The 24,483-nt window shown below is 70.1% G+C and carries 23 protein-coding genes and 1 tRNA gene; 14 read left to right on the forward strand and 10 right to left on the reverse strand.

Annotated features, from left to right (window positions below; genetic code table 11):
- Position 1: 1 nt before the first annotated feature.
- Genes H7I87_RS13150 through H7I87_RS13160 form a run of 3 tightly spaced genes read left to right on the forward strand, consistent with a single transcriptional unit; the run spans position 2 to position 1,984 of the window.
- Entirely contained in the window at positions 2-670 is a 669-nt protein-coding gene (locus H7I87_RS13150; RefSeq protein WP_176217699.1) for an HAD-IA family hydrolase, read from the forward strand.
- Positions 663-1,154: a low molecular weight protein-tyrosine-phosphatase gene (locus tag H7I87_RS13155; protein WP_003878184.1), complete on the forward strand. Its 492-nt coding sequence runs from the start codon at positions 663-665 to the stop codon at positions 1,152-1,154. The genes H7I87_RS13150 and H7I87_RS13155 overlap by 8 nt, the downstream gene beginning before the upstream one ends.
- Entirely contained in the window at positions 1,154-1,984 is an 831-nt protein-coding gene (locus H7I87_RS13160) for an SURF1 family cytochrome oxidase biogenesis protein (protein WP_011724657.1), read from the forward strand. Before H7I87_RS13155 ends, H7I87_RS13160 begins: the two co-directional genes overlap by 1 nt.
- Here H7I87_RS13160 and H7I87_RS13165 read toward each other — a convergent pair.
- Entirely contained in the window at positions 1,966-2,910 is a 945-nt protein-coding gene (locus H7I87_RS13165; protein WP_011724656.1) for a cobalamin biosynthesis protein, read from the reverse strand. The two genes, H7I87_RS13160 and H7I87_RS13165, sit on opposite strands and share 19 nt — an antisense overlap.
- Positions 2,911-2,962: 52 nt before the next feature.
- Between H7I87_RS13165 and H7I87_RS13170 the strand changes: the two genes are divergently transcribed.
- Positions 2,963-3,778, forward strand: a complete 816-nt coding sequence (locus H7I87_RS13170) for an oxygenase MpaB family protein (protein ID WP_011724655.1) — start codon at positions 2,963-2,965, stop codon at positions 3,776-3,778.
- A gap of 6 nt (positions 3,779-3,784) precedes the next feature.
- Here the strand turns inward: H7I87_RS13170 and H7I87_RS13175 are convergent, their stop codons facing one another.
- On the reverse strand, positions 3,785-4,903 hold the full coding sequence (locus H7I87_RS13175) for an epoxide hydrolase family protein (RefSeq protein WP_011724654.1): 1,119 nt from the start codon (positions 4,901-4,903) through the stop codon (positions 3,785-3,787).
- A gap of 89 nt (positions 4,904-4,992) precedes the next feature.
- Here H7I87_RS13175 and H7I87_RS13180 point away from each other — a divergent pair, with 89 nt between their 5' ends.
- A complete protein-coding gene (locus tag H7I87_RS13180; RefSeq protein ID WP_062895295.1) occupies positions 4,993-5,793 on the forward strand; it encodes an adenosylcobinamide amidohydrolase in 801 nt (266 codons plus the stop codon).
- Here H7I87_RS13180 and H7I87_RS13185 read toward each other — a convergent pair.
- From H7I87_RS13185 to H7I87_RS13200, 4 genes are all read right to left on the reverse strand, one after another.
- Positions 5,753-5,824 (reverse strand) — tRNA-Val (locus H7I87_RS13185). The two genes, H7I87_RS13180 and H7I87_RS13185, sit on opposite strands and share 41 nt — an antisense overlap.
- A 47-nt stretch (positions 5,825-5,871) precedes the next feature.
- The gene (locus tag H7I87_RS13190) at positions 5,872-6,333 is read right to left on the reverse strand and encodes a peroxiredoxin (RefSeq protein ID WP_009976451.1); all 462 of its coding nucleotides are present in this window, start codon (positions 6,331-6,333) and stop codon (positions 5,872-5,874) included.
- A complete protein-coding gene (locus H7I87_RS13195; RefSeq protein WP_003872363.1) occupies positions 6,333-6,755 on the reverse strand; it encodes a DUF3052 domain-containing protein in 423 nt (140 codons plus the stop codon). Before H7I87_RS13195 ends, H7I87_RS13190 begins: the two co-directional genes overlap by 1 nt.
- Positions 6,756-6,851: 96 nt before the next feature.
- The gene (locus H7I87_RS13200; protein ID WP_023884289.1) at positions 6,852-7,439 is read right to left on the reverse strand and encodes an Rv2240c family protein; all 588 of its coding nucleotides are present in this window, start codon (positions 7,437-7,439) and stop codon (positions 6,852-6,854) included.
- A 172-nt stretch (positions 7,440-7,611) separates the two neighbouring features.
- Between H7I87_RS13200 and aceE the strand changes: the two genes are divergently transcribed.
- From aceE to H7I87_RS13235, 7 genes are all read left to right on the forward strand, one after another.
- Positions 7,612-10,401, forward strand: a complete 2,790-nt coding sequence (aceE, locus tag H7I87_RS13205; protein ID WP_009976448.1) for a pyruvate dehydrogenase (acetyl-transferring), homodimeric type — start codon at positions 7,612-7,614, stop codon at positions 10,399-10,401.
- A 283-nt stretch (positions 10,402-10,684) separates the two neighbouring features.
- The gene (locus H7I87_RS13210) at positions 10,685-12,010 is read left to right on the forward strand and encodes a PucR family transcriptional regulator (RefSeq protein WP_003878191.1); all 1,326 of its coding nucleotides are present in this window, start codon (positions 10,685-10,687) and stop codon (positions 12,008-12,010) included.
- Between the two features lie 140 nt (positions 12,011-12,150).
- Positions 12,151-13,059, forward strand: coding sequence for an ACP S-malonyltransferase (locus H7I87_RS13215; RefSeq protein ID WP_003878192.1), 909 nt, complete (start codon positions 12,151-12,153; stop codon positions 13,057-13,059).
- 76 nt (positions 13,060-13,135) lie between these two features.
- Entirely contained in the window at positions 13,136-13,483 is a 348-nt protein-coding gene (gene acpM, locus H7I87_RS13220) for a meromycolate extension acyl carrier protein AcpM (RefSeq protein WP_003872368.1), read from the forward strand.
- Entirely contained in the window at positions 13,480-14,730 is a 1,251-nt protein-coding gene (gene kasA, locus H7I87_RS13225) for a 3-oxoacyl-ACP synthase KasA (protein ID WP_011724652.1), read from the forward strand. Before acpM ends, kasA begins: the two co-directional genes overlap by 4 nt.
- An 81-nt stretch (positions 14,731-14,811) precedes the next feature.
- Complete coding sequence (gene kasB, locus H7I87_RS13230) at positions 14,812-16,071, forward strand: 3-oxoacyl-ACP synthase KasB (RefSeq protein WP_024636879.1); 1,260 nt, start codon at positions 14,812-14,814, stop codon at positions 16,069-16,071.
- A gap of 41 nt (positions 16,072-16,112) precedes the next feature.
- Positions 16,113-17,534, forward strand: a complete 1,422-nt coding sequence (locus tag H7I87_RS13235; protein ID WP_009976445.1) for an acyl-CoA carboxylase subunit beta — start codon at positions 16,113-16,115, stop codon at positions 17,532-17,534.
- Positions 17,535-17,612: 78 nt separating this feature from the next.
- On the opposite strand, the gene H7I87_RS13240 is transcribed toward H7I87_RS13235, so the two are convergent.
- The 3 genes from H7I87_RS13240 to H7I87_RS13250 form a co-directional block, all read right to left on the reverse strand.
- Positions 17,613-19,151 (reverse strand): FAD-dependent monooxygenase, encoded by a 1,539-nt coding sequence (locus H7I87_RS13240; RefSeq protein WP_019732601.1) that lies wholly within the window; start codon positions 19,149-19,151, stop codon positions 17,613-17,615.
- A 75-nt stretch (positions 19,152-19,226) separates the two neighbouring features.
- Positions 19,227-20,768, reverse strand: coding sequence for a glycerol-3-phosphate dehydrogenase/oxidase (locus tag H7I87_RS13245; RefSeq protein ID WP_019732600.1), 1,542 nt, complete (start codon positions 20,766-20,768; stop codon positions 19,227-19,229).
- Entirely contained in the window at positions 20,765-21,346 is a 582-nt protein-coding gene (locus H7I87_RS13250; RefSeq protein ID WP_019732599.1) for a TetR/AcrR family transcriptional regulator, read from the reverse strand. The genes H7I87_RS13245 and H7I87_RS13250 overlap by 4 nt, the downstream gene beginning before the upstream one ends.
- A 47-nt stretch (positions 21,347-21,393) precedes the next feature.
- On the opposite strand from H7I87_RS13250, the gene H7I87_RS13255 reads away from it, so the two are divergent.
- Both H7I87_RS13255 and H7I87_RS13260 read left to right on the forward strand, forming a co-directional pair.
- Positions 21,394-22,974, forward strand: a complete 1,581-nt coding sequence (locus H7I87_RS13255) for an FAD-binding oxidoreductase (protein ID WP_085989651.1) — start codon at positions 21,394-21,396, stop codon at positions 22,972-22,974.
- Positions 22,971-23,903 (forward strand): diacylglycerol kinase, encoded by a 933-nt coding sequence (locus tag H7I87_RS13260; RefSeq protein ID WP_019732597.1) that lies wholly within the window; start codon positions 22,971-22,973, stop codon positions 23,901-23,903. The genes H7I87_RS13255 and H7I87_RS13260 overlap by 4 nt, the downstream gene beginning before the upstream one ends.
- On the opposite strand, the gene H7I87_RS13265 is transcribed toward H7I87_RS13260, so the two are convergent.
- A complete protein-coding gene (locus H7I87_RS13265; protein WP_042906574.1) occupies positions 23,900-24,412 on the reverse strand; it encodes a DUF3145 domain-containing protein in 513 nt (170 codons plus the stop codon). The genes H7I87_RS13260 and H7I87_RS13265 overlap by 4 nt on opposite strands.
- Positions 24,413-24,483 lie beyond the last annotated feature (71 nt).

The raw sequence follows: 24,483 nt of genomic DNA on the forward strand, positions 1-24,483 counted from the left end.
GGTGACAGGCACAACGTCAGCCGATCCCGCCGCCCCCGCGGCGCAGCTGGTGATCTTCGATCTGGACGGCACGCTGACCGACTCCGCGGAGGGCATCGTGGCCAGCTTCCTGCATGCGCTGGAGTCCATCGGCGCGCCGGTGCCCCCGGGCGACCTGGTCGCGCAGATCGTCGGCCCGCCGATGGACGACACGTTCCGGTCCATGCAACTCGGCGAGGACGCCGAGGCGGCGATCGCGGCGTTCCGCGCGGAGTACGGCGCCCGCGGCTGGGCGATGAACACGCTGTTCGACGGGATCGAGGCGCTGCTGGCCGATCTGTGCGCCGCCGGGGTGCGGCTGGCGGTGGCCACCTCCAAGCTGGAGCCGACGGCGCGGCGCATCCTCGCCCATTTCGGGCTCGACCATCACTTCGAGGTGATCGCCGGGGCCAGCCCGGACGGTTCCCGCAAGGCCAAGGTCGAGGTGCTCGCGCACGCGCTGGCGCAGCTGGAACCGCTGCCCGAGCGGGTGCTGATGGTCGGTGACCGCAGCCACGACGTGCACGGCGCGGCCGCGCACGGCATCGACACCGTGGTGGTCGGCTGGGGCTACGGCCACGCCGACTCGCACCCCGACGGCGTCACCCGCGCCGCCACCATCGACGAGCTGCGGAGGGCGCTGGGTGTCTGAACCGCTGCACGTCACGTTCGTCTGCACCGGCAACATCTGCCGGTCGGTGATGGCCGAGAAGATGTTCGCCGACCAGCTGCGCCGCCGCGGCTTGGCCGATGCCGTGCGGGTGAGCAGCGCCGGCACCGGCAACTGGCATGTCGGCGAGTGCGCCGACGAGCGGGCCGCCGGCGTGCTGCGCGCCCACGGCTACCCGACCGAGCACCGCGCCGCGCAGGTGGGCGCCGAGCATCTGTCCGCCGATCTGGTGGTGGCCCTGGACCGCAACCACGCCCGGATGCTGCGGCACCTGGGCGTCGACGAGGACCGCATCCGGATGCTGCGGTCGTTCGATCCGCGCACCGGCGCGCACACCCCCGACGTCGACGACCCCTACTACGGCGACAGCAAAGACTTCGAACGCGTCTACACCGTCATCGAGGCCGCGCTGCCCGGCCTGCACGACTGGGTCGACGAACGGCTGGCGCAGAACGGATCGTCGTGATGCCCCGGTGGCTGCGCGGCTTGTCGTTTCTGCTGCGACCGGGCTGGGTCGTGCTGGCACTGGTGGTGGTCGCGTTCGCGTACCTGTGCTTCACCGTGCTCGCGCCCTGGCAATTGGGCAAGCACAGCAGGACCTCACAGCAGAACCACCAGATCGAACACTCCCTGACCACCCCGCCCGTCCCGCTGAAAACCCTGCTGCCGCAACAAAACTCGGCCGCCCCGGCCGAGCAGTGGCGGCAGGTGAGCGCCACCGGCCACTATCTGGCCGACGTGCAGGTGCTGGCCCGGCTGCGGGTGATCGACTCCAAACCGGCGTTCGAGGTGCTGGCGCCCTTCGTGGTCGACGGCGGGCCCACCGTCTTGGTCGACCGTGGTTACGTGCGGCCGTTGGAGGGGTCGCGGGTCCCGCCGATCCCCCGCCCGCCCGCCGACACGGTGACCATCACCGCCCGGCTGCGCAACTCCGAGCCCGCTGCCGCCGGCAAGGACCCGTTCGTGGGAGACGGTGTGCGGCAGGTGTATTCGATCGACACCGAGCAGATCGCGGTGCTCACCAAGGTGCCGCTCGCCGGGTCCTATCTGCAGTTGGTCGACGGTCAGCCCGGCGGGCTGGGGGTGGTCGGGGTGCCGCAACTGGACGCCGGCCCGTTCCTGTCCTACGGCATCCAGTGGATCGCGTTCGGCATCCTGGCCCCGATCGGGGTGGGTTATTTCGCCTACTCCGAGCTGCGGGCCCGCCGCGCGGAAAAGCAACCGGCCGCGCCGGCAGCCGAAGCCCCGCAGTCGGTGCAGGACAAGCTCGCCGACCGCTACGGACGCCGCCGGTAGGCGGCCAGCAGCCCGGCCGCCAGGGCCACGGCGGCGGCCTGCACCGCCGCCGACAGCCGCACCGCCCGGCGCAGGTCGGTCACCGTGGGCTCGCGGCCGGCGCCGAGCGTCGGCCGGATCTGCAGCTGGTGCCGGTACTGGGTGGGCCCGCCCAGCCGCACGCCCAGCGCCCCGGCGAACGCCGCCTCCACCACGCCGGCGTTGGGGCTGGGATGGCGGGCGGCGTCGCGGCGCCAGGCCCGCGCCGCGCCCGACGGGGAGCCGCCGACCACCGGCGCCAGCAGCACCGTCAGCGACGCGGTCACCCGCGCCGCCGGGTAGTTGGCGATGTCGTCCAATTTCGCTGCCGCCCAACCGAATCGGAGATAGCGCGGCGAGCGGTGGCCGATCATCGCGTCCAGCGTGTTGATGCCGCGATACGCCAGCACCGCGGGCACCCCACCGGCCGCCGCCCACAACAGCGGCGCCACCTGCGCGTCGGAGGTGTTCTCCGCGACCGATTCCAGCGCGGCCCGGGCCAGCCCGGCGGCGTCCAGCGCCGCCGGGTCGCGCCCGCACAGCGACGGCAGCAGCCGACGGGCGGCGTCGACGTCGCCGCGCTGCAGCAGCTCGGCCATGGCCAGCCCGGTGCGGGTCAGCGAGGATCCACCCGAGCAGACCCATCCGGCCGCGGCGGTCGCCGCGATCGACCAGCGCGGACCGGCGCGCGCGGCGGCCCGGTGCACGGCCAGCCCCAGCAGGCCCACCGCCCCGATCGACACCGCGACGTGCAGCGCGCCGGCGACCCGGCCGTCGCGGTAGCTGAGGTTCTCCAGACCGGCGGCGGCGCGGCCGAACAGCGCCACCGGATGACCCCGGCGCGGGTCGCCCAGCGCGCGGTCGGCCAGGTAACCGATCAGCACGCCGACGGGGTGCGTCGCCAACACCTGCGCAGCGTCTCATACTGGGGTTCATGGAATCGACGAGGCGGGGCCCGCAATGAAGCGGCCCGCGACGCGGGTCGCCGACCTGCTGAATCCGGCGGCGACGTTGCTGCCCGCCGCCAACGTCATCATGCAGCTGTCCCTGCCCGGCGTCGGCTACGGCGTGCTGGAAAGCCCGGTGGACAGCGGCAACGTCTACAAGCATCCGTTCAAGCGGGCCCGCACCACCGGCACCTATCTGGCCGCCGCGACCATCGGCACCGACTACGACCGGGCGTTGATCTGCGCGGCGGTGGACGTCGCCCACCGGCAGGTGCGGTCCAGGCCGTCAAGCCCGGTGTCCTACAACGCTTTTGACCCCAAGCTGCAGCTGTGGGTGGCGGCGTGCCTGTACCGCTACTTCGTCGACCAACACGAGTTCCTGCACGGCCCGCTGGATGAGGCCTCGGCCGACGCGGTCTATCGCGACGCCGCGCGGCTGGGCACCACGCTGCAGGTGCCCGAACGGATGTGGCCGCCGGACCGGGCCGCCTTCGACGAGTACTGGAAACGCTCGCTCGACGAGCTGCGCATCGACCCGCCGGTGCGCGAGCACCTGCACGGGGTGGCGTCGCTGGCCTTCCTGCCCTGGCCGCTGCGGGTGCTGGCCGGGCCGTTCAACCTGTTTGCGACGACGGGGTTCTTGGCCCCCGAGTTCCGCGAGATGATGCAGCTGGACTGGACGCCGGGCCAGCAGCGCCGGTTCGGCTGGCTGCTGTTCTCGTTGCGGCTGGCCGACCGGTTGATCCCGCACGGGGTGTGGATCCTCGGCTATCGAATTTACTTGTGGGACATGCGATCCCGGGCGCGCCGGGGCCGCCGGGTGGTCTAGCCGCCCTCAGCGTACCGTCGCGAAGAACACGCGCAGATCCTCGACGAACAGCTCCGGCTGCTCGAATGCGGCGAAATGCCCGCCGCGCGGCATGTCCGTCCAGTGCGTGATGTTGTAGGCCGGCTCGCACCAGGAGCGCGGCGCCTTGAGCAGTTCGCCCGGGAAAGCCGCGACGCCGGTGGGCAATTCGACCCGGTCCCCGCCGCCCCACGCCGAGAAGCTCTCCCAGTACAGCCGGGCCGAGGAGGCGGCGGTGTTGGTCACCCAGTAGACCATCACGTTGTCGAGCAGCTCGTCGCGGCTCAACGCGTTCTCCGGATGCCCGTCGCAATCGGCCCAGTCCCAGAACTTTTCGACGATCCAGGCCAGCTGACCCACCGGTGAATCGGCCAGGCCGTAGCCCAGCGTCTGCGGCCGGGTGGACTGCTGCTTGGAGTAGCCGGTGCCCCGCTTGCGGTGATTCGCCAACGCGGCCAACGCCGCTCGCTCCTGCTCGGTGGGGTTGGTCAGCGCCTCCTGGCCGGGCCTGCCGATCGGCATGTTGAGGTGGATGGCCACGCAGTGGCCGCGATTGCGGCCGATCTGGGTGGTCACCGCCGCGCCCCAGTCGCCGCCCTGCGCGCCGTAGCGCTGATAGCCCAGCCGCAGCATCAGCGTTTCCCAGGCCCGGGCGATCCGCTCCACGCCCCACCCCGCGCGGGTGGGTTTCCCGGAGAAGCCGTAGCCCGGCAGGGACGGGCACACGACGTGGAAGGCGTCCTCGCCGCGTCCCGACGCCGGGTTGGTCAACGGCTCGATCACCTTGTGGAACTCCACGATCGAGCCCGGCCAGCCGTGGGTGATCAGCAGCGGGAACGCGTCGGCGTGCGGCGAGCGCTGATGGATGAAATGGATGTCCAGGCCGTCGATCTCGGTGACGAACTGGTCGAACCGATTCAGCGCCGCTTCCCGCGCGCGCCAGTCGTAGTCGTTGGCCCAGTAGTCGGCCAGTTCGCGGGTGTAGGCCAGCGGCATGCCCTGGCTCCAGTCGTCCACGCATTCGGCCTCGGGCCACCGGGTGCGGGCCAGCCGCGCACGCAGATCGTCGAGAACGTCGTCGGGGACATCGATGCGGAACGGTTTCACGCGTTCATAGTGCGCGAGCGTGGGCCCACCGCGACTGCCGGGGCCCGAAATCGCGGCCTGGTGATGTTCGCTGGCGCCCGCCCGCGAGGATGAGACCCGTGCATCCCCAGTTGACCGCGCGCGTCGAACACGGCCGGTCGCTGCCGGTGCTGGTCTGGCCGTTCACCGAGCCACGCCTGTGCATCTCGTCGGGCCCGCTCGGCGGCGGCATCGGCGCGCGGGACTGGTTGGTCAACGCCACGGTCCCGCTCGATTACGACCGGACAGACCCCGACCGCCACCTGGGCGAGATCGGCGCCGCGCTCGGGCTCGCCGGCGCCGGCTGCGGGCTGCTCACCGCCGTCGACGTGACCCGCCACCACCTCGGCGCCGACGGCGGCGCGCAGGTGACCGCGACGGTCGGGCTCTCCAGCCCCGCCTGGGCGGCGGCGCCCGACCACCACTTCCGCCGCGAGGCGCCGCACCGGGTGGGGACGATCAACATCGTGGTGGCGGCGCCGGTGCGGCTGTCGGAGGCGGCGTTGGTCAACGCCGTGGCCACCGCCACCGAGGCCAAGGCGCAGGCCTTGCACGAGGCCGGGATTCGGGCCACCGGAACCGCCTCGGACGCGGTCGTCGTGCACTGCCCGACGGACGGGGCGGCGGAGGCGTTCGGCGGGCCGCGCTCGACGTTCGGCGCCCGCATCGCGCGGGCGGTGCACGCCGCCGTGCTCGTCGGCGCCCGGTCCTGGATCTCGGGGCACGCCCACCGGCCGCCGGCCGGGAGCCCTACGCCGCCAAGGCATTTCGAGCCGGCTTCGGCGGCCGGCTCGGCACCGCGCGCGGCCGACGGCCGGGCCGGTCATCGGGTGGGCGCGGACGGTATCGAACCGCCGACCGCTGGTGTGTAAAACCAGAGCTCTACCACTGAGCTACGCGCCCCTGTGCAGGCCGCAGGCTACACGCCCGCCGGCCGGGACCCCAAACTTTCAGGCCTTCAGCGCCGCCAGCGCGTCGGTCCACAGCCGCTGGTCGCGGGACTCGCCGGGCTGCTTCATCTCGGCGAAGCGAATGATCCCGGACCGGTCGACGACGAACGTTCCGCGGTTGGAGTAGCCGGCCTCGTCGTTGAACACGCCGTAGCTCTGGCTGACCGCGCCGTGCGGCCAGAAATCGGACAGCACCGGGAAGGTGAAACCGCTCTCCAGCGCCCAAATCCGGTGTGTGGGTGGTGGACCCACCGAGATGGCCAGCACCGCACTGTCGTCGTTCTCGAACTCGGGCAGATGGTCGCGCAACTGGTCCAGCTCGCCCTGGCAGATCCCGGTGAACGCCAGCGGGAAGAACACCAGCAGCACGTTCTTGGAGCCGCGGAAGGAGCTCAGCGTGACGCGCTGCTGGTTCTGGTCGCGCAGGGTGAAGTCCGGGGCGGGGGTGCCGACCGACAGCATCAACGCTTCCCGGCGCGCGATTTGGGCTGCACCAGCCGGCTGGCGCTCCAGTCGCCCAGGTTGACCGAGGAGGTGGGCATCAGCCCGGCGGTCGGAGCGGCCTCGGCGATCTCGGCCGGCAGCACGTGTCCCGGCTTGCCGGTCTTGGGCGTCAACACCCAGATCACCCCGTCCTCGGCCAGCGGGCTGATCGCGTCCATCAGCGTGTCCACCAGGTCGCCGTCCCCGTCCCGCCACCACAGCAGCACGACGTCGACCACCTCGTCGGTGTCCTCATCGAGCAGGTCGCTGCCGCAGGCTTCCTCCACCGCGGCGCGGATCTCGTCGTCGGTGTCTTCGTCCCAGCCCCACTCCTGGACAACTTGGTCCCGTTGGATGCCCAGTTTGCGAGCGTAGCTCGGGGCGTGATCCGCCGCGACCACCGTGGAGCCTCCTTCAACCATGTGCGCCAGCCGTGCACACCGTGTGATTGCCGATTATCGTCGCACAGCCGCGATCCCGTTCACACTTCCGGCTCACTAGGTGGCCAGGCAGAGTTGGATCGCCTTCTTCTTCGTGTCGTTGAGCTGGTCGACGCGCTTGTTGAATTCCGACGTCGACGCGTGCGTGCCGATGGCGTTGGCCACCGCGTGCGCGGCGTCGATGTAGGCATTGAACGCGTCCTTGATCTGCTGCGACATCGCATCGTTGAAGCTGTTGGCCACCGTGTTGGCGCTGTCGTTGAGGGCGTCGATGGCCGGGCCTTCGGTGGGGCCGGTGCCGCGGCCCGAATTGAACGCCTGGACGAATTCGTTGGTCTTGTCGATCGCGTTCTTGCTGGTGGTGACCAGCGCGGCGCAGGCGGTGCGCACCGCCTTGGTGGTCAGCGACTGCTGGCGCTGGGATTCCCGGACGCTCGAGGTCACCGACGAGGCGGAAACCGACGCGGACACGGACTGCCGGTAGGCCGGGGCCACCCGGGTGTCGGGGGTCGCGGTTCCGTTGGTGACGGAGGTGCATCCCACGATGCCGATCAGCGCGGCGGCCACACAGCCCAGCGCCAACGCACCACGCCGGGGGAAAGCCCCCACCTGCATCTGCGGGACGCCACGCCACCGGATGAGCACGGTCCTGACGTTACCGGGTGGGGTGTGCGGCTGTCCCCGACCCGCCGGGGCGTTGCCCGCCGAGTCGGCTACCCGACGTCGACTATCCGCGTCGAACACCGGTGCGGCACGATGGTGGTCGGGGTGCGAACCACCCCACGGCACACATCCCGCCAATTACAGGAGTAGTGGGTTGACAACCGAATTCGTGCGCCACGATCTGGCCACAAACCCCACCGGCCCGGCCGAACCCGACCGCGTCCGGGTGATCCGCGAGGGGGTCGCGTCCTACCTCCCCGACATCGATCCGGAAGAGACGTCGGAGTGGCTGGAGTCCTTCGACGAACTGCTGGAGCGCTCCGGGCCGTCGCGGGCCCGCTATCTGATGCTGCGGCTGCTCGAACGCGCCGGCGAGCAGCGGGTCGCCATCCCGTCGCTGACCTCCACCGACTACGTCAACACCATTCCCACCGAACTCGAGCCGTGGTTCCCCGGCGACGAGGACGTCGAACGGCGCTACCGGGCGTGGATCCGGTGGAACGCCGCCATCATGGTGCACCGCGCGCAGCGGCCGGGAGTCGGTGTGGGCGGCCACATTTCGACCTACGCGTCGTCGGCGGCGCTGTACGAAGTCGGCTTCAACCACTTCTTCCGCGGCAAGTCGCATCCCGGCGGCGGCGACCAGATCTTCATCCAGGGGCACGCCTCCCCGGGGATCTACGCGCGCGCCTTCCTGGAGGGCCGGTTGACCGCCGACCAACTCGACGGCTTCCGCCAGGAGCACAGCCACGCCGGCGGCGGCCTGCCGTCCTACCCGCACCCACGGCTGATGCCCGACTTCTGGGAATTCCCCACGGTGTCGATGGGCCTGGGCCCACTGAACGCCATTTATCAGGCGCGGTTCAACCACTACCTACATGACCGCGGCATCAAGGACACCTCCGATCAGCACGTGTGGTGCTTCTTGGGCGACGGCGAGATGGACGAGCCGGAAAGCCGCGGGCTGATCCAGGTGGCCGCCAACGAGGCGCTGGACAACCTGACGTTCGTGATCAACTGCAACCTGCAGCGCCTCGACGGCCCGGTGCGCGGCAACGGCAAGATCATTCAGGAACTGGAGTCGTTCTTCCGCGGCGCCGGCTGGAACGTCATCAAGGTGGTCTGGGGCCGCGAGTGGGACGCCCTGCTGCACGCCGACCGGGACGGCGCGCTGGTGAACCTGATGAACACCACGCCCGACGGGGATTACCAGACCTACAAGGCCAACGACGGCGCCTACGTGCGCGACCATTTCTTCGGCCGCGACCCGCGCACCAAGGCGCTGGTGGAGAACATGACCGACGCCGAGATCTGGAACCTCAAGCGCGGCGGCCACGACTACCGCAAGGTGTATGCCGCCTACCGGGCCGCCGTCGACCACAAGGGCCAGCCCACGGTGATCTTGGCCAAGACCATCAAGGGCTACTCGCTGGGCGCGCACTTCCAGGGCCGCAACGCCACGCATCAGATGAAAAAGCTTGCGCTGGAAGACCTCAAGCACTTCCGGGACGCGATGCGCATTCCGATCAGCGACGCCCAGCTGGACGAGAACCCCTACCTGCCGCCCTACTACCACCCCGGCTCCGACGCCCCGGAGATCCGCTACATGCTCGACCGGCGCCGCACCCTGGGCGGCTTTCTGCCCGAACGCCGCACCAAGGCAAAGGCATTGCGGCTTCCCGGCCGCGACATCTACGCCGCGCTGAAGAAGGGGTCGGGCACCCAGGAGGTCGCCACCACCATGGCGACGGTGCGCACCTTCAAAGAAGTGTTGCGGGACAAGGAGATCGGCCCGCGGATCGTGCCGATCATTCCCGACGAGGCGCGCACCTTCGGCATGGACTCCTGGTTCCCGTCGCTGAAGATCTACAACCGCAACGGCCAGCTGTACACCGCCGTGGACGCCGAATTGATGTTGGCGTACAAGGAAAGCGAAGTCGGGCAGATCCTGCACGAGGGCATCAACGAGGCCGGGTCGGTGGGATCGTTCATCGCGGCCGGGACGTCGTATGCGACGCACAACGAGCCGATGATCCCGATCTACATCTTCTATTCGATGTTCGGCTTCCAGCGCACCGGTGACGGGCTGTGGGCCGCCGCCGACCAGATGACGCGCGGCTTCCTGCTCGGCGCGACGGCCGGGCGCACCACCCTGACCGGCGAGGGCCTGCAACACGCCGACGGCCACTCGCTGCTGCTGGCCGCCACCAACCCGGCCGTGGTCGCCTACGACCCGGCGTTCGCCTACGAGATCGCCTACATCGTGGAGAGCGGGCTGGCGCGGATGTTCGGCGAGAACCCCGAGGACGTGTACTTCTACATCACGGTCTACAACGAGCCGTACGTGCAGCCGCCGGAGCCGGAGAACTTCGATCCCGAAGGTCTGCTGCGCGGCCTCTACCGCTACCACGTGGCCACCGAACAGCGCGCCAACAAGGCGCAGATCCTGGCCTCCGGAGTGGCCATGCCGTCGGCGCTGAGCGCGGCGAAGATGCTGGCCGACGAGTGGGACGTGGCCGCCGACGTGTGGTCGGTGACCAGCTGGGGCGAGTTGAACCGCGACGGCGTGGCGATCGACCGGGCCAGGCTGCGGCACCCGGACCGGCCCGCCGGCGTCCCCTACGTCACGCAGGCGCTGTCGGATGCCAGCGGGCCGGTGGTCGCCGTGTCGGACTGGATGCGGGCGGTCCCCGAGCAGATCCGGCCGTGGGTGCCGGGCACCTACGTGACGCTGGGCACCGACGGGTTCGGCTTCTCCGACACCCGGCCCGCGGCGCGGCGGTACTTCAACACCGACGCCGAGTCGCAGGTGGTCGCGGTGCTCGAGGCGCTGGCGCGCGACGGCGAGATCGACCCGTCGGTGCCGGTCGCCGCCGCACGCCAGTACCGCATCGACGACGTGCTGGCCGCCCCCGAGCAGACGTCCGACCCCGGCGTGGCCTAACGGCGCCCGGGGCGGGGCGCCCACGCCCCCGCCCCGGGCCCCCGCCTGTCGCCCACGCCCGTCGCCCACCACCCCGCCGCGCCCACGCCCACCGCGCCTCCGCCGAGCGTGAAGTTAGCTTCACGGTCGAGGCCGAGCGTGAAGTTAGCTTCACGCTCGGCCGGCAAAGCCCCACGCAGCCGCCGCGGCCCCGCACCACCCGAGCGCCGGCCGCGAGCACCCAACAGTCCGACACCCCCGCCCCTTTGGGGGAAGTCTCCAAAAGATGGCGTAGGTTTTAGGGGTGAATGACAACCCGTTCGCCGGCCCGTTCGCGAAGCATCCCCGGTCGCCGCTGGAGACGCTGGATACCGTCCCGGAATCGGTGCTGCGCCGGCTGAAGCAGTATTCGGGCCGGCTGGCCACCGAGGCGGTGTCGGTGATGCAGGACCGGTTGCCGTTCTTCGCCGACCTGGAAGCCTCCCAACGGGCCAGCGTGTCGCTGGTGGTGCAGACGGCCGTGGTCAACTTCGCCGAATGGATGCAGGACCCCAAAAGCAACGTCCGGCACACCGCGCAGGCCTTCGAGCTGGTGCCCCAGGACCTGGCCCGCCGCATCGCGCTGCGGCACAGCGTGGAGATGGTCCGGGTCACCATGGAGTTCTTCGAGGAGGTGGTGCCGCTGCTGGCCCGCTCCGAAGAGCAGCTGACCGCCCTGACCGTCGGCGTCCTGAAATACAGCCGCGACCTGGCCTTCACCGCCGCCACCGCCTACGCCGACGCCGCCGAGGCGCGCGGCACCTGGGACAGCCGGATGGAAGCCAGCGTGGTCGACGCGGTGGTCCGGGGCGACACCGGCCCGGAGCTGCTGTCCCGCGCCGCGGCGCTGAACTGGGACACCACCGCCCCGGCGACGGTCGTGGTCGGGACGCCGGCGCCCGGCCGCGACGGCTCGACCGGCCCCGGCGACAGCGAACGCGCCAGTCAGCACGTCCGCGACATCGCCGCGCAGCACGGCCGGGCGGCGCTGACCGACGTGCACGGCACCTGGCTGGTCGCTATCGTTTCCGGCCAATTGTCACCGACCGACAAATTCCTGGGCGATCTGCTGGAGGCGTTCTCCGACGGACCTGTCGTGGTCGGGCCCACCGCACCGATGCTGACGGCGGCCTACCACAGCGCCAGCGAGGCGATATCCGGGATGAACGCGGTCGGCGGCTGGCGCGGAGCGCCACGGCCGGTGCTGGCCCGCGAGCTGCTGCCGGAACGCGCCCTGATGGGCGATGCGTCGGCGATCGTGGCGCTGCACACGGACGTGATGGGCCCGTTGGCCGACGCCGGCCCCACCCTCATCGAAACCCTGGACGCTTTCTTAGATTCTGGTGGCGCGATTGAGGCTTGTGCCAGAAAGTTGTTCGTTCATCCAAACACCGTGCGCTACCGACTCAAGCGGATCACCGACTTCACCGGCCGCGATCCCATGCAGCCGCGCGACGCATATGTGCTGCGAGTGGCCGCGACGGTCGGGCAGCTCAACTACCCGACGCACCCGCCCAGCGCCGCCGGCGCCGCCATGCCCGCCGTTCCGCTGCCGGTCAACGGTGCTGCGCGGGGGCAATCGGGCGGATAGTGACCCGGGCAACAGATCGCGGCACGATATCAAACCAGTAGCTTACCGAGCTATTTTGTAGGGTGTACACAAAAACCTAAGACGAGGTTCATAATCTGTTACACCCGCCAAAACCGTTTCCACAGTGTTCTCTTAAACACGTGATTGCATTGCTTGCGCCCGGACAGGGTTCGCAGACCGAGGGGATGCTCTCGCCGTGGCTGGAGCTCGACGGCGCCGCCGACCAGTTGGCGCTGTGGTCCAAGGCCAGCGGCCTCGACCTGGTTCGCCTGGGCACCACCGCATCGACCGAAGAGATCACCGACACCGCGGTCACCCAGCCGCTGGTCGTCGCCGCCACGCTGCTCGCCCACCAGGAGCTGACCCGGCGCGGCCTGCTCGCCGACGCCGACCTGGTCGTGGCGGGCCACTCCGTCGGGGAGATCGCCGCCTACGCGATCGCCGGCGTGATGGCCGCTGACGACGCCGTCGCGCTGGCCGCCACCCGCGGCGCCGAGATGGCCAAGGCGTGCGCGGTCGAGCCGACCGGCATGTCCGCGGTGCTCGGCGGCGACGAGGCCGAGGTCCTCGCCCGGCTCGAGCAGCTCGACCTGTTCCCCGCCAACCGCAACGCCGCCGGCCAGATCGTGGCCGCCGGGTCGCTGGCCGCGCTGGAGAAGTTGGCCGAGGATCCCCCGGCGAAGGCCCGGGTGCGCGCCCTCGGGGTGGCCGGAGCGTTCCACACCAAGTACATGGCCTCGGCGCTCGACGGCTACGCCGCCGCGGCGGCCGCCGTCCAGACGGCCGAGCCCACCGCCACGCTGCTGTCCAACCGCGACGGCAAGCCGGTCGCCTCGGCGGCCGCGGCGATGGAGGCGCTGGTCGCCCAGCTGACCCAGCCGGTCCGCTGGGACCTGTGCACCGCCACGCTGCGTGAGCTGGAAGTCGCAGCGGCCGTGGAGTTCCCGCCCGCGGGCACTCTCACCGGCATCGCCAAACGAGAACTTCGGGGGGTTTCGGCACGAGCCGTGAAGTCACCCGCAGACCTGGACGCTTTGGCTGAGCTTTAATAGCCAGCTCGACCAGTACAACCGCATAACACACGTCAGTTCGACTGATTCACAACACATTACGAAGGGAAATGCTGTGGCTGTCAGCCAGGAAGAAATCATCGCCGGTATCGCCGAGATCATCGAAGAGGTGACCGGTATCGAGCCCTCCGAGGTCACCCCGGAGAAGTCCTTCGTCGACGACCTGGACATCGACTCGCTGTCGATGGTCGAGATCGCCGTGCAGACCGAGGACAAGTACGGCGTCAAGATTCCCGACGAGGACCTCGCCGGTCTGCGCACCGTCGGTGACGTCGTGGCCTACATCCAGAAGCTCGAGGAAGAGAACCCCGAGGCTGCCGAGGCGTTGCGCGCCAAGCTGGAGACCGAGAACCCCGAGGCGGTCGCCAACGTCAAGGCAAGGCTGGAAGCGGACAGCAAGTGAGTAAGCCTTCCACTGCTAACGGCGGTTACCCCAGCGTTGTGGTAACCGCCGTCACGGCGACGACGTCGATCGCGCCGGACGTCGAGAGCACGTGGAAGGGTCTACTCGCCGGCGAAAGCGGCATCCACGTCCTCGAAGACGACTACATCACCAAGTGGGACCTGCCGGTCCGGATCGGTGGCCACCTCAAGGAGCCCATCGACGAGCGGATGAGCAGGCTCGACCTGCGCCGCATGTCCTACGTCCAGCGGCTGGCCAAGCTGCTCAGCACCCAGCTGTGGGAGACCGCCGGCAACCCGGAGCTCGACCCCGACCGGTTCTCGGTCGTGGTGGGCACCGGCCTCGGTGGTGCCGAGCGGATCGTGGAGAGCTACGACCTGATGAACGAGGGCGGCCCCCGCAAGGTGTCGCCGCTGGCCGTGCAGATGATCATGCCCAACGGCGCCGCCGCCGTGGTGGGTCTGCAGCTCGGCGCCCGCGCCGGGGTGATCACCCCGGTGTCAGCCTGTTCGTCGGGCTCGGAGGCGATCGCCCACGCGTGGCGCCAGATCGTCATGGGCGACGCCGATGTCGCCGTGTGCGGTGGTGTCGAGGGCCCCATCGAGGCGCTGCCGATCGCGGCCTTCTCGATGATGCGGGCCATGTCGACGCGCAACGACGAGCCCGAGCGGGCGTCGCGGCCGTTCGACAAGGACCGAGACGGGTTCGTGTTCGGCGAGGCCGGTGCGCTGATGCTGATCGAGACCGAGGAGCACGCCAAGGCCCGCGGTGCCAAGCCGCTGGCCCGGTTGATGGGTGCCGGCATCACGTCCGACGCGTTCCACATGGTGGCCCCGGCGGCCGACGGTGTGCGGGCGGGCCGGGCCATGACGCGGTCGCTGGAGTTGGCGGGCCTGTCCCCCAAGGACGTCGACCACGTCAACGCGCACGGCACCGCGACGCCGATCGGTGACACCGCCGAGGCCAACGCCATCCGGGTGGCCGGATGTCAGGAGGCGGCGGTGTATGCGCCGAAGTCCGCGCTGGGACACTCGATCGGCGCGGTCGGCGCGCTGGAATCGGTGCTCACGGTGCTGACCCTGCGCGACGGCGTCATTCCGCCCACCTTGAACTATGAAACCCCGGACCCCGAAATCGATCTGGACATCGTGGCGGGCGAACCCCGCTACGGCGACTACCAATACGCGATCAACAACTCGTTCGGCTTCGGTGGCCACAACGTGGCACTGGCCTTCGGGCGCTACTGAGCACGACGTCCGGCGACGATGCGGGCCGCAACGGCCCGCAAAGTTGCCGGACAAGTTAGGGAAGGAATCTTCGCAAGACCCATGACAGAGCTGGTTACCGGGAAAACGCTCCCGAACGTGGTCGTCACCGGCATCGCCATGACGACCGCGCTGGCGACTGACGCCGAGACCACCTGGAAGCTGTTGCTGGACAGTCAAAGTGGTATCCGCACACTCGACGATCCCTTCGTCGAGGAGTTCGACCTGCCGGTGCGCATCGGCGGACATCTGTTGGAGGAGTTCGACAGTCAGCTGACCCGCGTCGAGCTGCGCCGGACGGGCTACCTGCAACGGATGTCCACCATCTTGGGCCGGCGGGTCTGGGAGAACGCCGGCTCGCCCGAGGTGGACAGCAACCGGCTCATGGTCTCCATCGGCACCGGCCTGGGGTCATCCGAGGAAATGGTCTTCAGCTACGACGACATGCGCGCGCGGGGCATGAAGGCGGTCTCCCCGCTCGGTGTGCAGAAGTACATGCCCAACGGCGCAGCCGCGGCGGTCGGGCTGGAACACCACGCCAAGGCTGGCGTCATCACCCCGGTCTCGGCGTGCGCGTCGGGCTCCGAGGGCATCGCCCAGGCGTGGCGCAACATCGTCTTCGGCGAGGCCGACATCGCGATCTGCGGCGGCGTCGAGACGAAGATCGAGGCGGTGCCGATCGCGGCGTTCGCCCAGATGCGCATCGTGATGTCGACCAAGAACGACGACCCCGTCGGCGCCTGCCGCCCGTTCGACCGGGACCGCACCGGCTTCGTGTTCGGCGAGGCCGGCGCGCTGATGGTGATCGAAACCGAGGAACACGCCAAGGCCCGCGGCGCCAACATCCTGGCCCGCATCATGGGCGCCAGCATCACCTCCGACGGCTACCACATGGTCGCCCCGGACCCCAACGGCGAACGCGCCGGACACGCCATGAGCCGCGCCATCCAGCTGGCCGGCCTGACGCCCGGCGACATCGATCACGTCAACGCGCACGCCACCGGCACCTCGGTGGGCGACGTGGCCGAGAGCAAGGCGATCAACAACACCCTGGGCCCGCACGGCGGCAACGCCGCCGTCTACGCCCCCAAGGCCGCGCTCGGCCACTCGGTCGGCGCCGTCGGCGCCGTCGAGTCCATCCTGACCGTGCTGGCGCTGCGCGACCAGGTCGTCCCGCCCACCCTGAACCTGGAAAACCTCGACCCCGAAATCGATTTGGACGTGGTGGCGGGCAAACCGCGGCCGGGCAACTACCAGTACGCGATCAACAACTCGTTCGGCTTCGGCGGCCACAACGTCGCCATCGCCTTCGGACGGTACTGAACCCACCGTCCCGAGCAGCACCGGAATACAGGAGACCTGCGATGACTATCACGGCCCCCGAGACGGTTGGCGAGTCGCTCGACCCCCGCGACCCGCTGTTGCGCCTGAGCAATTTCTTCGACGACGGCAGCGTTGCGCTGCTGCACGAACGTGACCGCTCGGGCGTGCTTGCCGCCGCGGGAACCGTGAACGGTGTGCGCACCATCGCGTTCTGCACCGACGGCACCGTGATGGGTGGCGCCATGGGCATCGAGGGCTGCTCGCACATCGTCGACGCCTACGACACCGCCATCGAGGAGCAGAGCCCGATCGTGGGCATCTGGCACTCCGGCGGTGCCCGGCTGGCCGAGGGCGTGAAGGCGTTGCACGCCGTGGGCCTGGTGTTCGAGGCGATGATCCGCGCGTCCGGCTACATCCCGCAGATCTCGGTGGTGGTCGGCTTCGCGGCCGGTGGCGCCGCCTACGGGCCGGCGCTGACCGACGTCGTGGTGATGGCGCCGGAGAGCCGGGTGTTCGTCACCGGACCCGACGTGGTGCGCAGCGTCACCGGCGAGGACGTCGACATGGCCTCGCTCGGCGGCCCCGAGACCCACCACAAGAAGTCCGGGGTGTGCCACATCGTCGCCGACGACGAGCTCGACGCCTACGAGCGCGGTCGCCGGTTGGTCGGATTGTTCTGCCAGCAGGGCCATTTCGACCGCACCAAGGCCGAGGCCGGGGACACCGACATCCACGCGCTGCTGCCCGAGTCGGCCCGCCGCGCCTACGACGTCCGCCCCATCGTGACCGCGATCCTCGACGACGAGACCCCGTTCGACGAGTTCCAGGCGAACTGGGCGCCGTCGATGGTGATCGGGTTGGGCCGGCTGTCCGGTCGCACGGTCGGCGTGCTGGCCAACAACCCGCTGCGGCTGGGCGGTTGCCTGAACTCCGAAAGTGCCGAGAAGGCAGCGCGTTTCGTGCGGCTGTGCGATGCCTTCGGCATCCCGCTGGTGGTGATCGTCGACGTGCCGGGCTATCTGCCCGGTGTCGACCAGGAGTGGGGCGGTGTGGTGCGTCGCGGCGCCAAGCTGCTGCACGCCTTCGGCGAGGCCACCGTTCCGCGGGTCACCCTGGTGACCCGAAAGACCTACGGCGGGGCCTACATTGCGATGAACTCCCGCTCGCTGAACGCGACCAAGGTGTTCGCCTGGCCGGACGCCGAGGTCGCGGTGATGGGAGCCAAGGCCGCCGTCGGCATCCTGCACAAGAAGAAGCTGGCCGCCGCCCCGGAGCACGAGCGCGAGGCGCTGCACGACCAGCTGGCCGCCGAGCACGAGAAGATCGCCGGCGGTGTGGACAGTGCGATCGAGATCGGCGTGGTCGACGAGAAGATCGACCCGGCGCACACCCGCAGCAAGCTCACCGAGGCGCTGGCCCAGGCGCCGGCGCGCCGCGGCCGTCACAAGAACATCCCGCTGTAACCCCACTTTTCCCGCGCGAGCAGACGCAAAAGCCCCGCGACACGCCGCGCATCGGGGGCTTTTGCGTCTGCTCGCGCCCTAACGTGCCCGGCCCAGGCACAGCGAAAGCGCTTGGCGGAGAGCGGTTTGCGGGTCGGTGGGCAGCTCGTCGGCGCGCCATCCGACGAAATCGTCGGGCCGGATCAGCAGTGCCCCGTCCGGCGCCAGCCCGGTGATCGCCGCCCACTGGTCGTTGTAGACCCGGTGCGCCGGTAGCGACATGGAAGCCGCTGCGGCACACCAGCGTTCGTCGCCGGTGAGCACGGTGAACTCCGGGCCCACCAGGTCGAGGGTCGAGACACCGTCGCGCACCCAGACGTGTGGCACCCGGGTGCCGGGCTGGGCGCGCAACTCGTCCACCAGCTCGATGCCGTTCGCGCCGTAGCGGTATCCGATCATCAGGGCGAAGATCGGTGCCTCTTCGTCGGCCGGCAGTTGCGGCCGCTTCCCACCCGGTCTCAGCAGGGCCATCGACGGCCCGGTGAGCGACTGGCGCGCGGCGAAGACGCCGACGGGGTGGCGCTCGGCGTGGTAGGTGTCCAGCAGCGCCGGTCCGGCCGCGCCTCGCAGCACGGCGGCGAGTTTCCAGGCCAGGTTGTGCGCGCTCTGGATCGCGGTGTTGGCTCCCCCGGCCTTGAACGGCGGCATGGTGTGCGCCGAATCGCCCACCAAAAACGCTCGCCCGCAATCGAATCGGTCGGCGACCTGCTCGTAGGGCTGCCATGCCGCGACCTCGATGACGTCGATGTCGAGCGGCTCGCCGATCGCCTTGGTGAGCAGCTCGCGGCAGCGCTGCGGCGTGAACTGCTCGGCCGTCTCGCCCTCGTCGGGAAAGTAGGTGGTGATGAACATGCCGAGGTCACCTTCGGCGACCAGGAAGATGCCGTCCACGTCGGCGTTCTTGACCTGCACGCCGTCGCCGTCGTGCAAGTGCGGGATGAACTTTCGCCAAGGCGCCCGGAAGTAGACGAAGACGACGTAGATGGGCAGCGCGCCGTATCCAGACGTGGTGATTCCCAACAGGTTACGGAGAGGGCTGTGCACCCCGTCGGCGCCGATCAGATAGTCGGCGCGGATCGTCTCGGCGGTGCCCGACTCGGCGTCGCGAACCACCGCGGTGACGCCGGCCTCGTCCATGTCGATCGAGGACAGCTCGGTCCCGTAGCGCACGTCGCTGCCGCCGCGCCGGGTCGCGGCGAGCAGGATCGGCTCGAGCCGGCTCTGCGGGCAGTACTGCGCCGCCGGTTCGGGGCTGAACCGCTCCAGACCGGCGAAGATCCCCTCGACGTCGAGCGCCGGTCGCTCCTCGGGGCTGTTGAGCGCCGGCTTGGCCACCACGGTCGAGACGTGCTCGGCGACCGCATGCACCTCGTCGCCCAGACCCATCCCGCGCAGGATCTCCAAGCTGCGAAAGCTCAGGTTGCGGGCCTTCGGGTACAGGAAGACCTCGCGCCGCTTCTCCACCAGCAGCGACCGGACACCGTGTTGGGTCAGCAGCGCCGACATGGACAGCCCGCCGACGCCGGCCCCGACGATGAGCACAGGCACTCGCGTGGTCATCTCGTCCCCTTTCGACACCCCACCAGAACTGACAGTTTCTATCATTCGATAGGAACTATCAATACCCGAGGGGTGGGGCGCGACCCAGCCGCCCTACCCGAAGCGGGCGAGAAACTCCTCGGCCACGGCCACCACCCGCTCGCGGTCGCGCGGCACCAGGCCGATCCGGGTCCGCCGATCGACGATGTCGGAGACCTCAAGCGCGCCCTCGTGGGTGATCGCGTATTCGAACTCGGCTCGAATGACGTCGATTCCGTCGACGACCGGTTCGGTCGGCCGCTCGCAACCGGCGGTCGCGACGACCTTGGCCGCCTCGGCGCCGTACCGCGACACCAGCGACTCCGGCAGTGCGACGTGCGGCGCTCCGGTGATCCCGGGGTTGGCCGGCGCCCCGATCAGCGGCAGGTTGCGGGTCCGGCATTTCGCGGCGCGCAGCCGCCGCACCCGCACGGCACGATCGAGCACATCCTGTGCCATGTAACGGTATTCGGTCAGTTTGCCGCCGATCACGCTGATCACCCCGGACGCGGATTCGACGACGGCGTGTTCGCGGGAGACGTCGGCGGTGCGGCCCTCACCCGTGTCGATCAGCGGCCGCAGCCCCGCGTAGGCGCCGATCACGTCGGTGGCGGCCAGCGCCGTGCCCAGCGCGGTGTTCACCGTGTCGAGCAGGAACGTGATCTCCTCGACGGACGGCTCCGGCACGTCCGGGATGGGACCGGGCGCGGCCTCGTCGGTCAGCCCGAGGTAGACCCGGCCCAGCTGTTCGGGCATCGCGAAGACGAATCTGTTGAGCTCGCCGGGAATCGGAATCGTCAGCGCCGCAGTCGGATTGCCGAAGGCGGCGGCGTCGAAGACCAGATGCGTGCCGCGGCTGGGCCGCAACCGCAACGAGCCGTCGATCTCGCCCGCCCACACGCCGGCCGCGTTGATCACCGCGCCGGCCGACACGTCGAACGAGCCGCCGCCACGCACGTCGGTCAACCGCACCGACGTACCCGTGGCCCGCGACGCCGCGACGTAGGTGAGGATCCGGGCGCCGTGCTGAGCGGCGGTGCGCGCCACCGCGGTGACCAGCCGGGCGTCGTCGATCAGTTGACCGTCGTAGGCCAGCAATCCCCCGTCCAGGCCGTCGCGGCACACGGTCGGCGCCAGCTGTACGACGCGCTGCGCCGAGACCCGTTGCGAGCGGGGCAGTGTCGAGGCCGGCGTGCCGGCGAGGAAGCGCAGCGCGTCGCCGGCCAGGAAGCCGCCGCGCACCAGCGCCCGCGTGGCCCGGCTCATCGACGGCAGCAACGGCACCAGTTGCGGCATCGCGTGCACCAGATGAGGGGCGTTGCGGGTCATCAGGATTCCGCGTTCGAGGGCGCTGCGCCGGGCGATGCCGACCTTGCCGCTGGCCAGATAGCGCAGCCCGCCGTGCACGAGTTTGGAGCTCCAGCGGCTGGTGCCGAACGCCAGATCGCGCTTTTCCGCCAGCGCCACCCGCAGCCCGCGCGCGGCGGCGTCCAACGCGATCCCGGCCCCGGTGATGCCGCCGCCGATCACCAGCACGTCCAGCGGCTCACCCTCGGCGAGCGCGGCCAAGTCGGCGGTCCGGCGGGCGGCGTTGAGCGCGCTGGGGTCGGGGATCACGACAGGTATCCGTTCAGCGAGTAGGCGAGTTCGGTGGCCAGCGCCTCGGCGTCGAGCAGCTGTTCGACGATTTGCGCCGACTGGATGGTCGACTGGGCGATCAGCAACACCATGGTGGCCATCTGCACCGGGTCGCCGGGCCGGACGCTGCCATTACGCTGGGCCACCCGCAGCCGGGCGGCGAGGGCGTCGATCAACATGTGCTGGCTGGTGCCGAGCCGCTCGGTGATGTAGATCGGCGCCAGCTCCGAGTGCAACACGGACATCACCAGTCGGTCCTGGCGCAACAGGTCGGCCACCGTAACGATCTGTCGCACCAGCGATTCCCGGTCGTCGCCGAGCAACGGCGCGGCCCGCATCACGTCGGTGACATGCCGGGTCAACAGCGCCGCGACGATCGACCGGGTGTCCGGCCAGCGCCGGTACACCGTCGGCCGGCTGACGCCGGCCCGCCGGGCGATCTCGGCCAGGGTCACCCGGTCCACGCCGAAGTCGACCACACAGCTGGCCGCGGCCGCCAGGATGCGCTCGCCGGTGTCCAGCGCGGCGTCCGGCTTATCGTTACGGATTGACAGCATCTGTAATACTGTAACGCATGACGCATCCGGAGCGGCTGCTGCCGCCGATGAAATGGAACGCCTGGGGGGATCCCGCCGCGGCCAAACCGCTCTCCGAGGGCATCCGGTCATTGCTGCAGCAGGCCGTGGGGATCGAGGGGTCCCGCGCGGCCGAGCCGCGACCCGAGCAGGTGCGGTTGCGTCCGTCCACGCTATCGCCGGCGGACCGGGAGGCGCTGGCCGCCATCGTCGGCCCCGAGTACTGCCGCACCGCCGATTCCGATCGGTTGCTGCACGCGGGCGGCAAGTCCACCATCGACCTGCTCAGCCGCAACAGCCCGGGCCCGCAGGATGCGCCCGACGCCGTGTTGCTGCCCGGCGACGACGAGTCCGTCGCCGCGATTCTGCGCTACTGCTCCCAGCATCGGATCGCGGTCGTACCGTTCGGCGGGGGCACCAGCGTGGTCGGCGGACTCGCCCCCGAGCGCGCCGGGTTCGGCGCCGCCGTCGCGGTGGATCTGCGCCGTTTCGATCAGCTGATCTCGTTGGACCCGGTGTCCGGCCTGGCGGTTCTCGGGGCCGGGGTCACCGGCCCGGATGCTGAGAAACTGCTTGGTGCACATGGCTTTTCGCTTGGCCATTTTCCGCAGAGTTTCGAATACGCCACCGTCGGTGGCTTCGCCGCAACCCGGTCCTCCGGGCAGGACTCGGCGGGCTACGGCCGGTTCAACGACATGGTGCGCGGGCTGCGGGTGGTCACCCCGGTGGGCACCATGGACCTGGGGCGCGGACCGGAGTCGGCCGCCGGCCCGGACCTGCGTCAGCTGCTGATCGGCTCGGAGGGCACCCTGGGCGTCATCACCCGGGTGCGGCTGCGGGTGCACCGCATTCCGCAGGCCGTTCGCTACGAGGCATGGTCGTTCCCCGACTTCGAAACCGGAGCGGCCGCCCTGCGCGCGGTCACCCAGAATGGCACCGGCCCCACCGTGATTCGCCTCTCCGACGAGGCCGAGACCGGGGTCAACCTGGCCACCACGGAGGCGATCGGCGAGTCCCGGATCACCGGCGGCTGCCTGTGCATCACCATGTTCGAGGGCACCAAACAACATGTCGACAGCCGGCACGCCGAAACCAGCGCGCTGCTGGCGGCCCAGGGCGGAACGTCGCTGGGGGACGGCCCGGCCCGGGCCTGGGAGCGCGGCCGGTTCGGTGCGCCCTACCTGCGCGACTCACTGCTGGCGGCCGGGGCGCTGTGCGAAACACTCGAGACGGCCACCGACTGGTCCAACATCTCGGCGCTGAAAGCCGCTGTCACGCAAGCACTCACCACCGCGCTGGCGCAGACCGGCACCCCGGCGCTGGTGATGTGCCACATTTCGCACGTCTACCCCACGGGCGCGTCGTTGTACTTCACCGTGGTCGCCGGGCAACGCGGCGATCCGATCGAGCAGTGGAAAACCGCCAAGAAGGCCGCCTCGGATGCGATCATGGCCACCGGCGGGACCATCACCCACCACCACGCCGTCGGCACCGACCACCGGCCGTGGATGCGCGAGGAGATCGGCGAGTTGGGAGTGCAGGTGTTACGCGCGGTCAAGGACACCCTGGACCCGGCCGGAATCCTCAACCCCGGCAAGCTGATTCCGTGACGTCCCCGGCTGCACGGCTACGCCGGTACGAGATCGGCAAGGTGATCGCGCTGACCAACCCGGCCTCCGGGCACGGCGCCGCGGTGGCCGCCGCGCAACGAGCGATCGCCCGGCTGCACCGGCGCGGGGTGGAGGTCGTCGAAATCATCGGCGACGACCCGCAAGACGCCCGGCACCTGGTCGGCGCGGCACTGGACAAGGGCGCCGACGCGGTCATGGTGACCGGGGGCGACGGGGTGTTCTCCAACGCGCTACAAGTGTTGGCGGGCACCGACATTCCCGCCGGCATCGTCCCGGCCGGCACCGGCAACGACCACGCCCGTGAATTCGGGATCCCCACCAAGGATCCCGAGTCGGCCGCCGACATCATCGTCGACGGCTGGGCCGAAACCGTTGACCTGGGCCGGATTCGGGCCGACAACGGATTCGACAAATGGTTCGGCACCGTGGCGGCCACCGGCTTCGACTCGCTGGTCACCGATCGCGCCAACCGGATGCGCTGGCCGCACGGCCGGCTGCGCTATTACGTGGCCATGCTCGCCGAGCTGTCCCAGTTGCGGCTCTTACCTTTTCGCCTGGTGCTCGACGGCGCCCGCGAGATCGACGCCGACATCACGCTGGCCGCCTTCGGCAACACCCGCAGCTACGGCGGCGGAATGCGGATCTGCCCGGCCGCCGACCACGCCGACGGCCTGCTCGACATCACCATGGTGCACGAGGCATCGCGCGCCAAGCTGGTCCGCCTGTTCCCCACCGTAATGAAGGGCACGCACGTCGAACTCGAGCAGGTGAGCACGGCGCGGGCCAAATCCATCCACGTCGAGTGTCCGGGGATCAACGTCTACGCCGACGGCGACTTCGCCTGCCCGCTGCCGGCGGAGATCTCCGCCGTTGCGGGCGCGCTGCGGATCCTGCGGGCCGGTCCCTAACCCACGCCGCGGCTCAGCCAGGTCACCTCGCCGGCGTCGCCGCCGTCGCGGAAGGCCTCGAGCGCCTCGTCCCAGGCCGTCCCCAGCACGGAATCCAGCTCGGCGGCCAGCGTGTCGGCGCCCTGGGCCATCATCGCCCGCAGCCGCATCTCCCCGACCATGATGTCGCCGTTGGCGCTCATCGTCCCGCTCCACAGACCCAGTTGCGGGGTGTGGCTGAAGCGGTGGCCGTCGACTCCGGGGCTGGGGTCCTCGGTGACCTCGAACCGCAGCACGGACCAGGAGCGCAACGCATTGGCCAGCTTGGCGCCGGTGCCCACCGGACCGACCCAGTTGGTGACCGCGCGCAGCTGTCCGGGCATCGCCGGCTGGGGCGTCCAGGTCAGGTTGGCCTTGGCCCCCAGGGTCGACGACAACGCCCACTCGACATGCGGGCACACCGCCGCCGGCGAGGCGTGCACGTACACCACGCCAGTCGTCACGTCGGCGAATTGGTTCGACGCTCGCATTTCCTGCTCCTTCGGTTCCACGAGGGACGTCTTCCCCAACGACCTGTGGACCCGGCAAGCAGGGCAGCTTG

The sequence above is a fragment of the Mycobacterium timonense genome (genome assembly GCF_025821985.1).
Classification (GTDB): domain Bacteria; phylum Actinomycetota; class Actinomycetes; order Mycobacteriales; family Mycobacteriaceae; genus Mycobacterium; species Mycobacterium avium.

Coding starts and splice junctions, on each gene's coding strand:
- H7I87_RS13235 (WP_009976445.1), top strand. CDS start 16,113: ATGACTATCACGGCCCCCGAGACGGTTGGCGAGTCGCTCGACCCCCGC.
- H7I87_RS13265 (WP_042906574.1), bottom strand. CDS start 24,412: ATGCGAGCGTCGAACCAATTCGCCGACGTGACGACTGGCGTGGTGTAC.
- H7I87_RS13170 (WP_011724655.1), top strand. CDS start 2,963: ATGAAGCGGCCCGCGACGCGGGTCGCCGACCTGCTGAATCCGGCGGCG.
- H7I87_RS13180 (WP_062895295.1), top strand. CDS start 4,993: ATGAGACCCGTGCATCCCCAGTTGACCGCGCGCGTCGAACACGGCCGG.
- H7I87_RS13160 (WP_011724657.1), top strand. CDS start 1,154: ATGCCCCGGTGGCTGCGCGGCTTGTCGTTTCTGCTGCGACCGGGCTGG.
- H7I87_RS13190 (WP_009976451.1), bottom strand. CDS start 6,333: ATGCTGTCGGTCGGCACCCCCGCCCCGGACTTCACCCTGCGCGACCAG.
- H7I87_RS13250 (WP_019732599.1), bottom strand. CDS start 21,346: ATGCTGTCAATCCGTAACGATAAGCCGGACGCCGCGCTGGACACCGGC.
- kasB (WP_024636879.1), top strand. CDS start 14,812: ATGACAGAGCTGGTTACCGGGAAAACGCTCCCGAACGTGGTCGTCACC.
- H7I87_RS13255 (WP_085989651.1), top strand. CDS start 21,394: ATGAAATGGAACGCCTGGGGGGATCCCGCCGCGGCCAAACCGCTCTCC.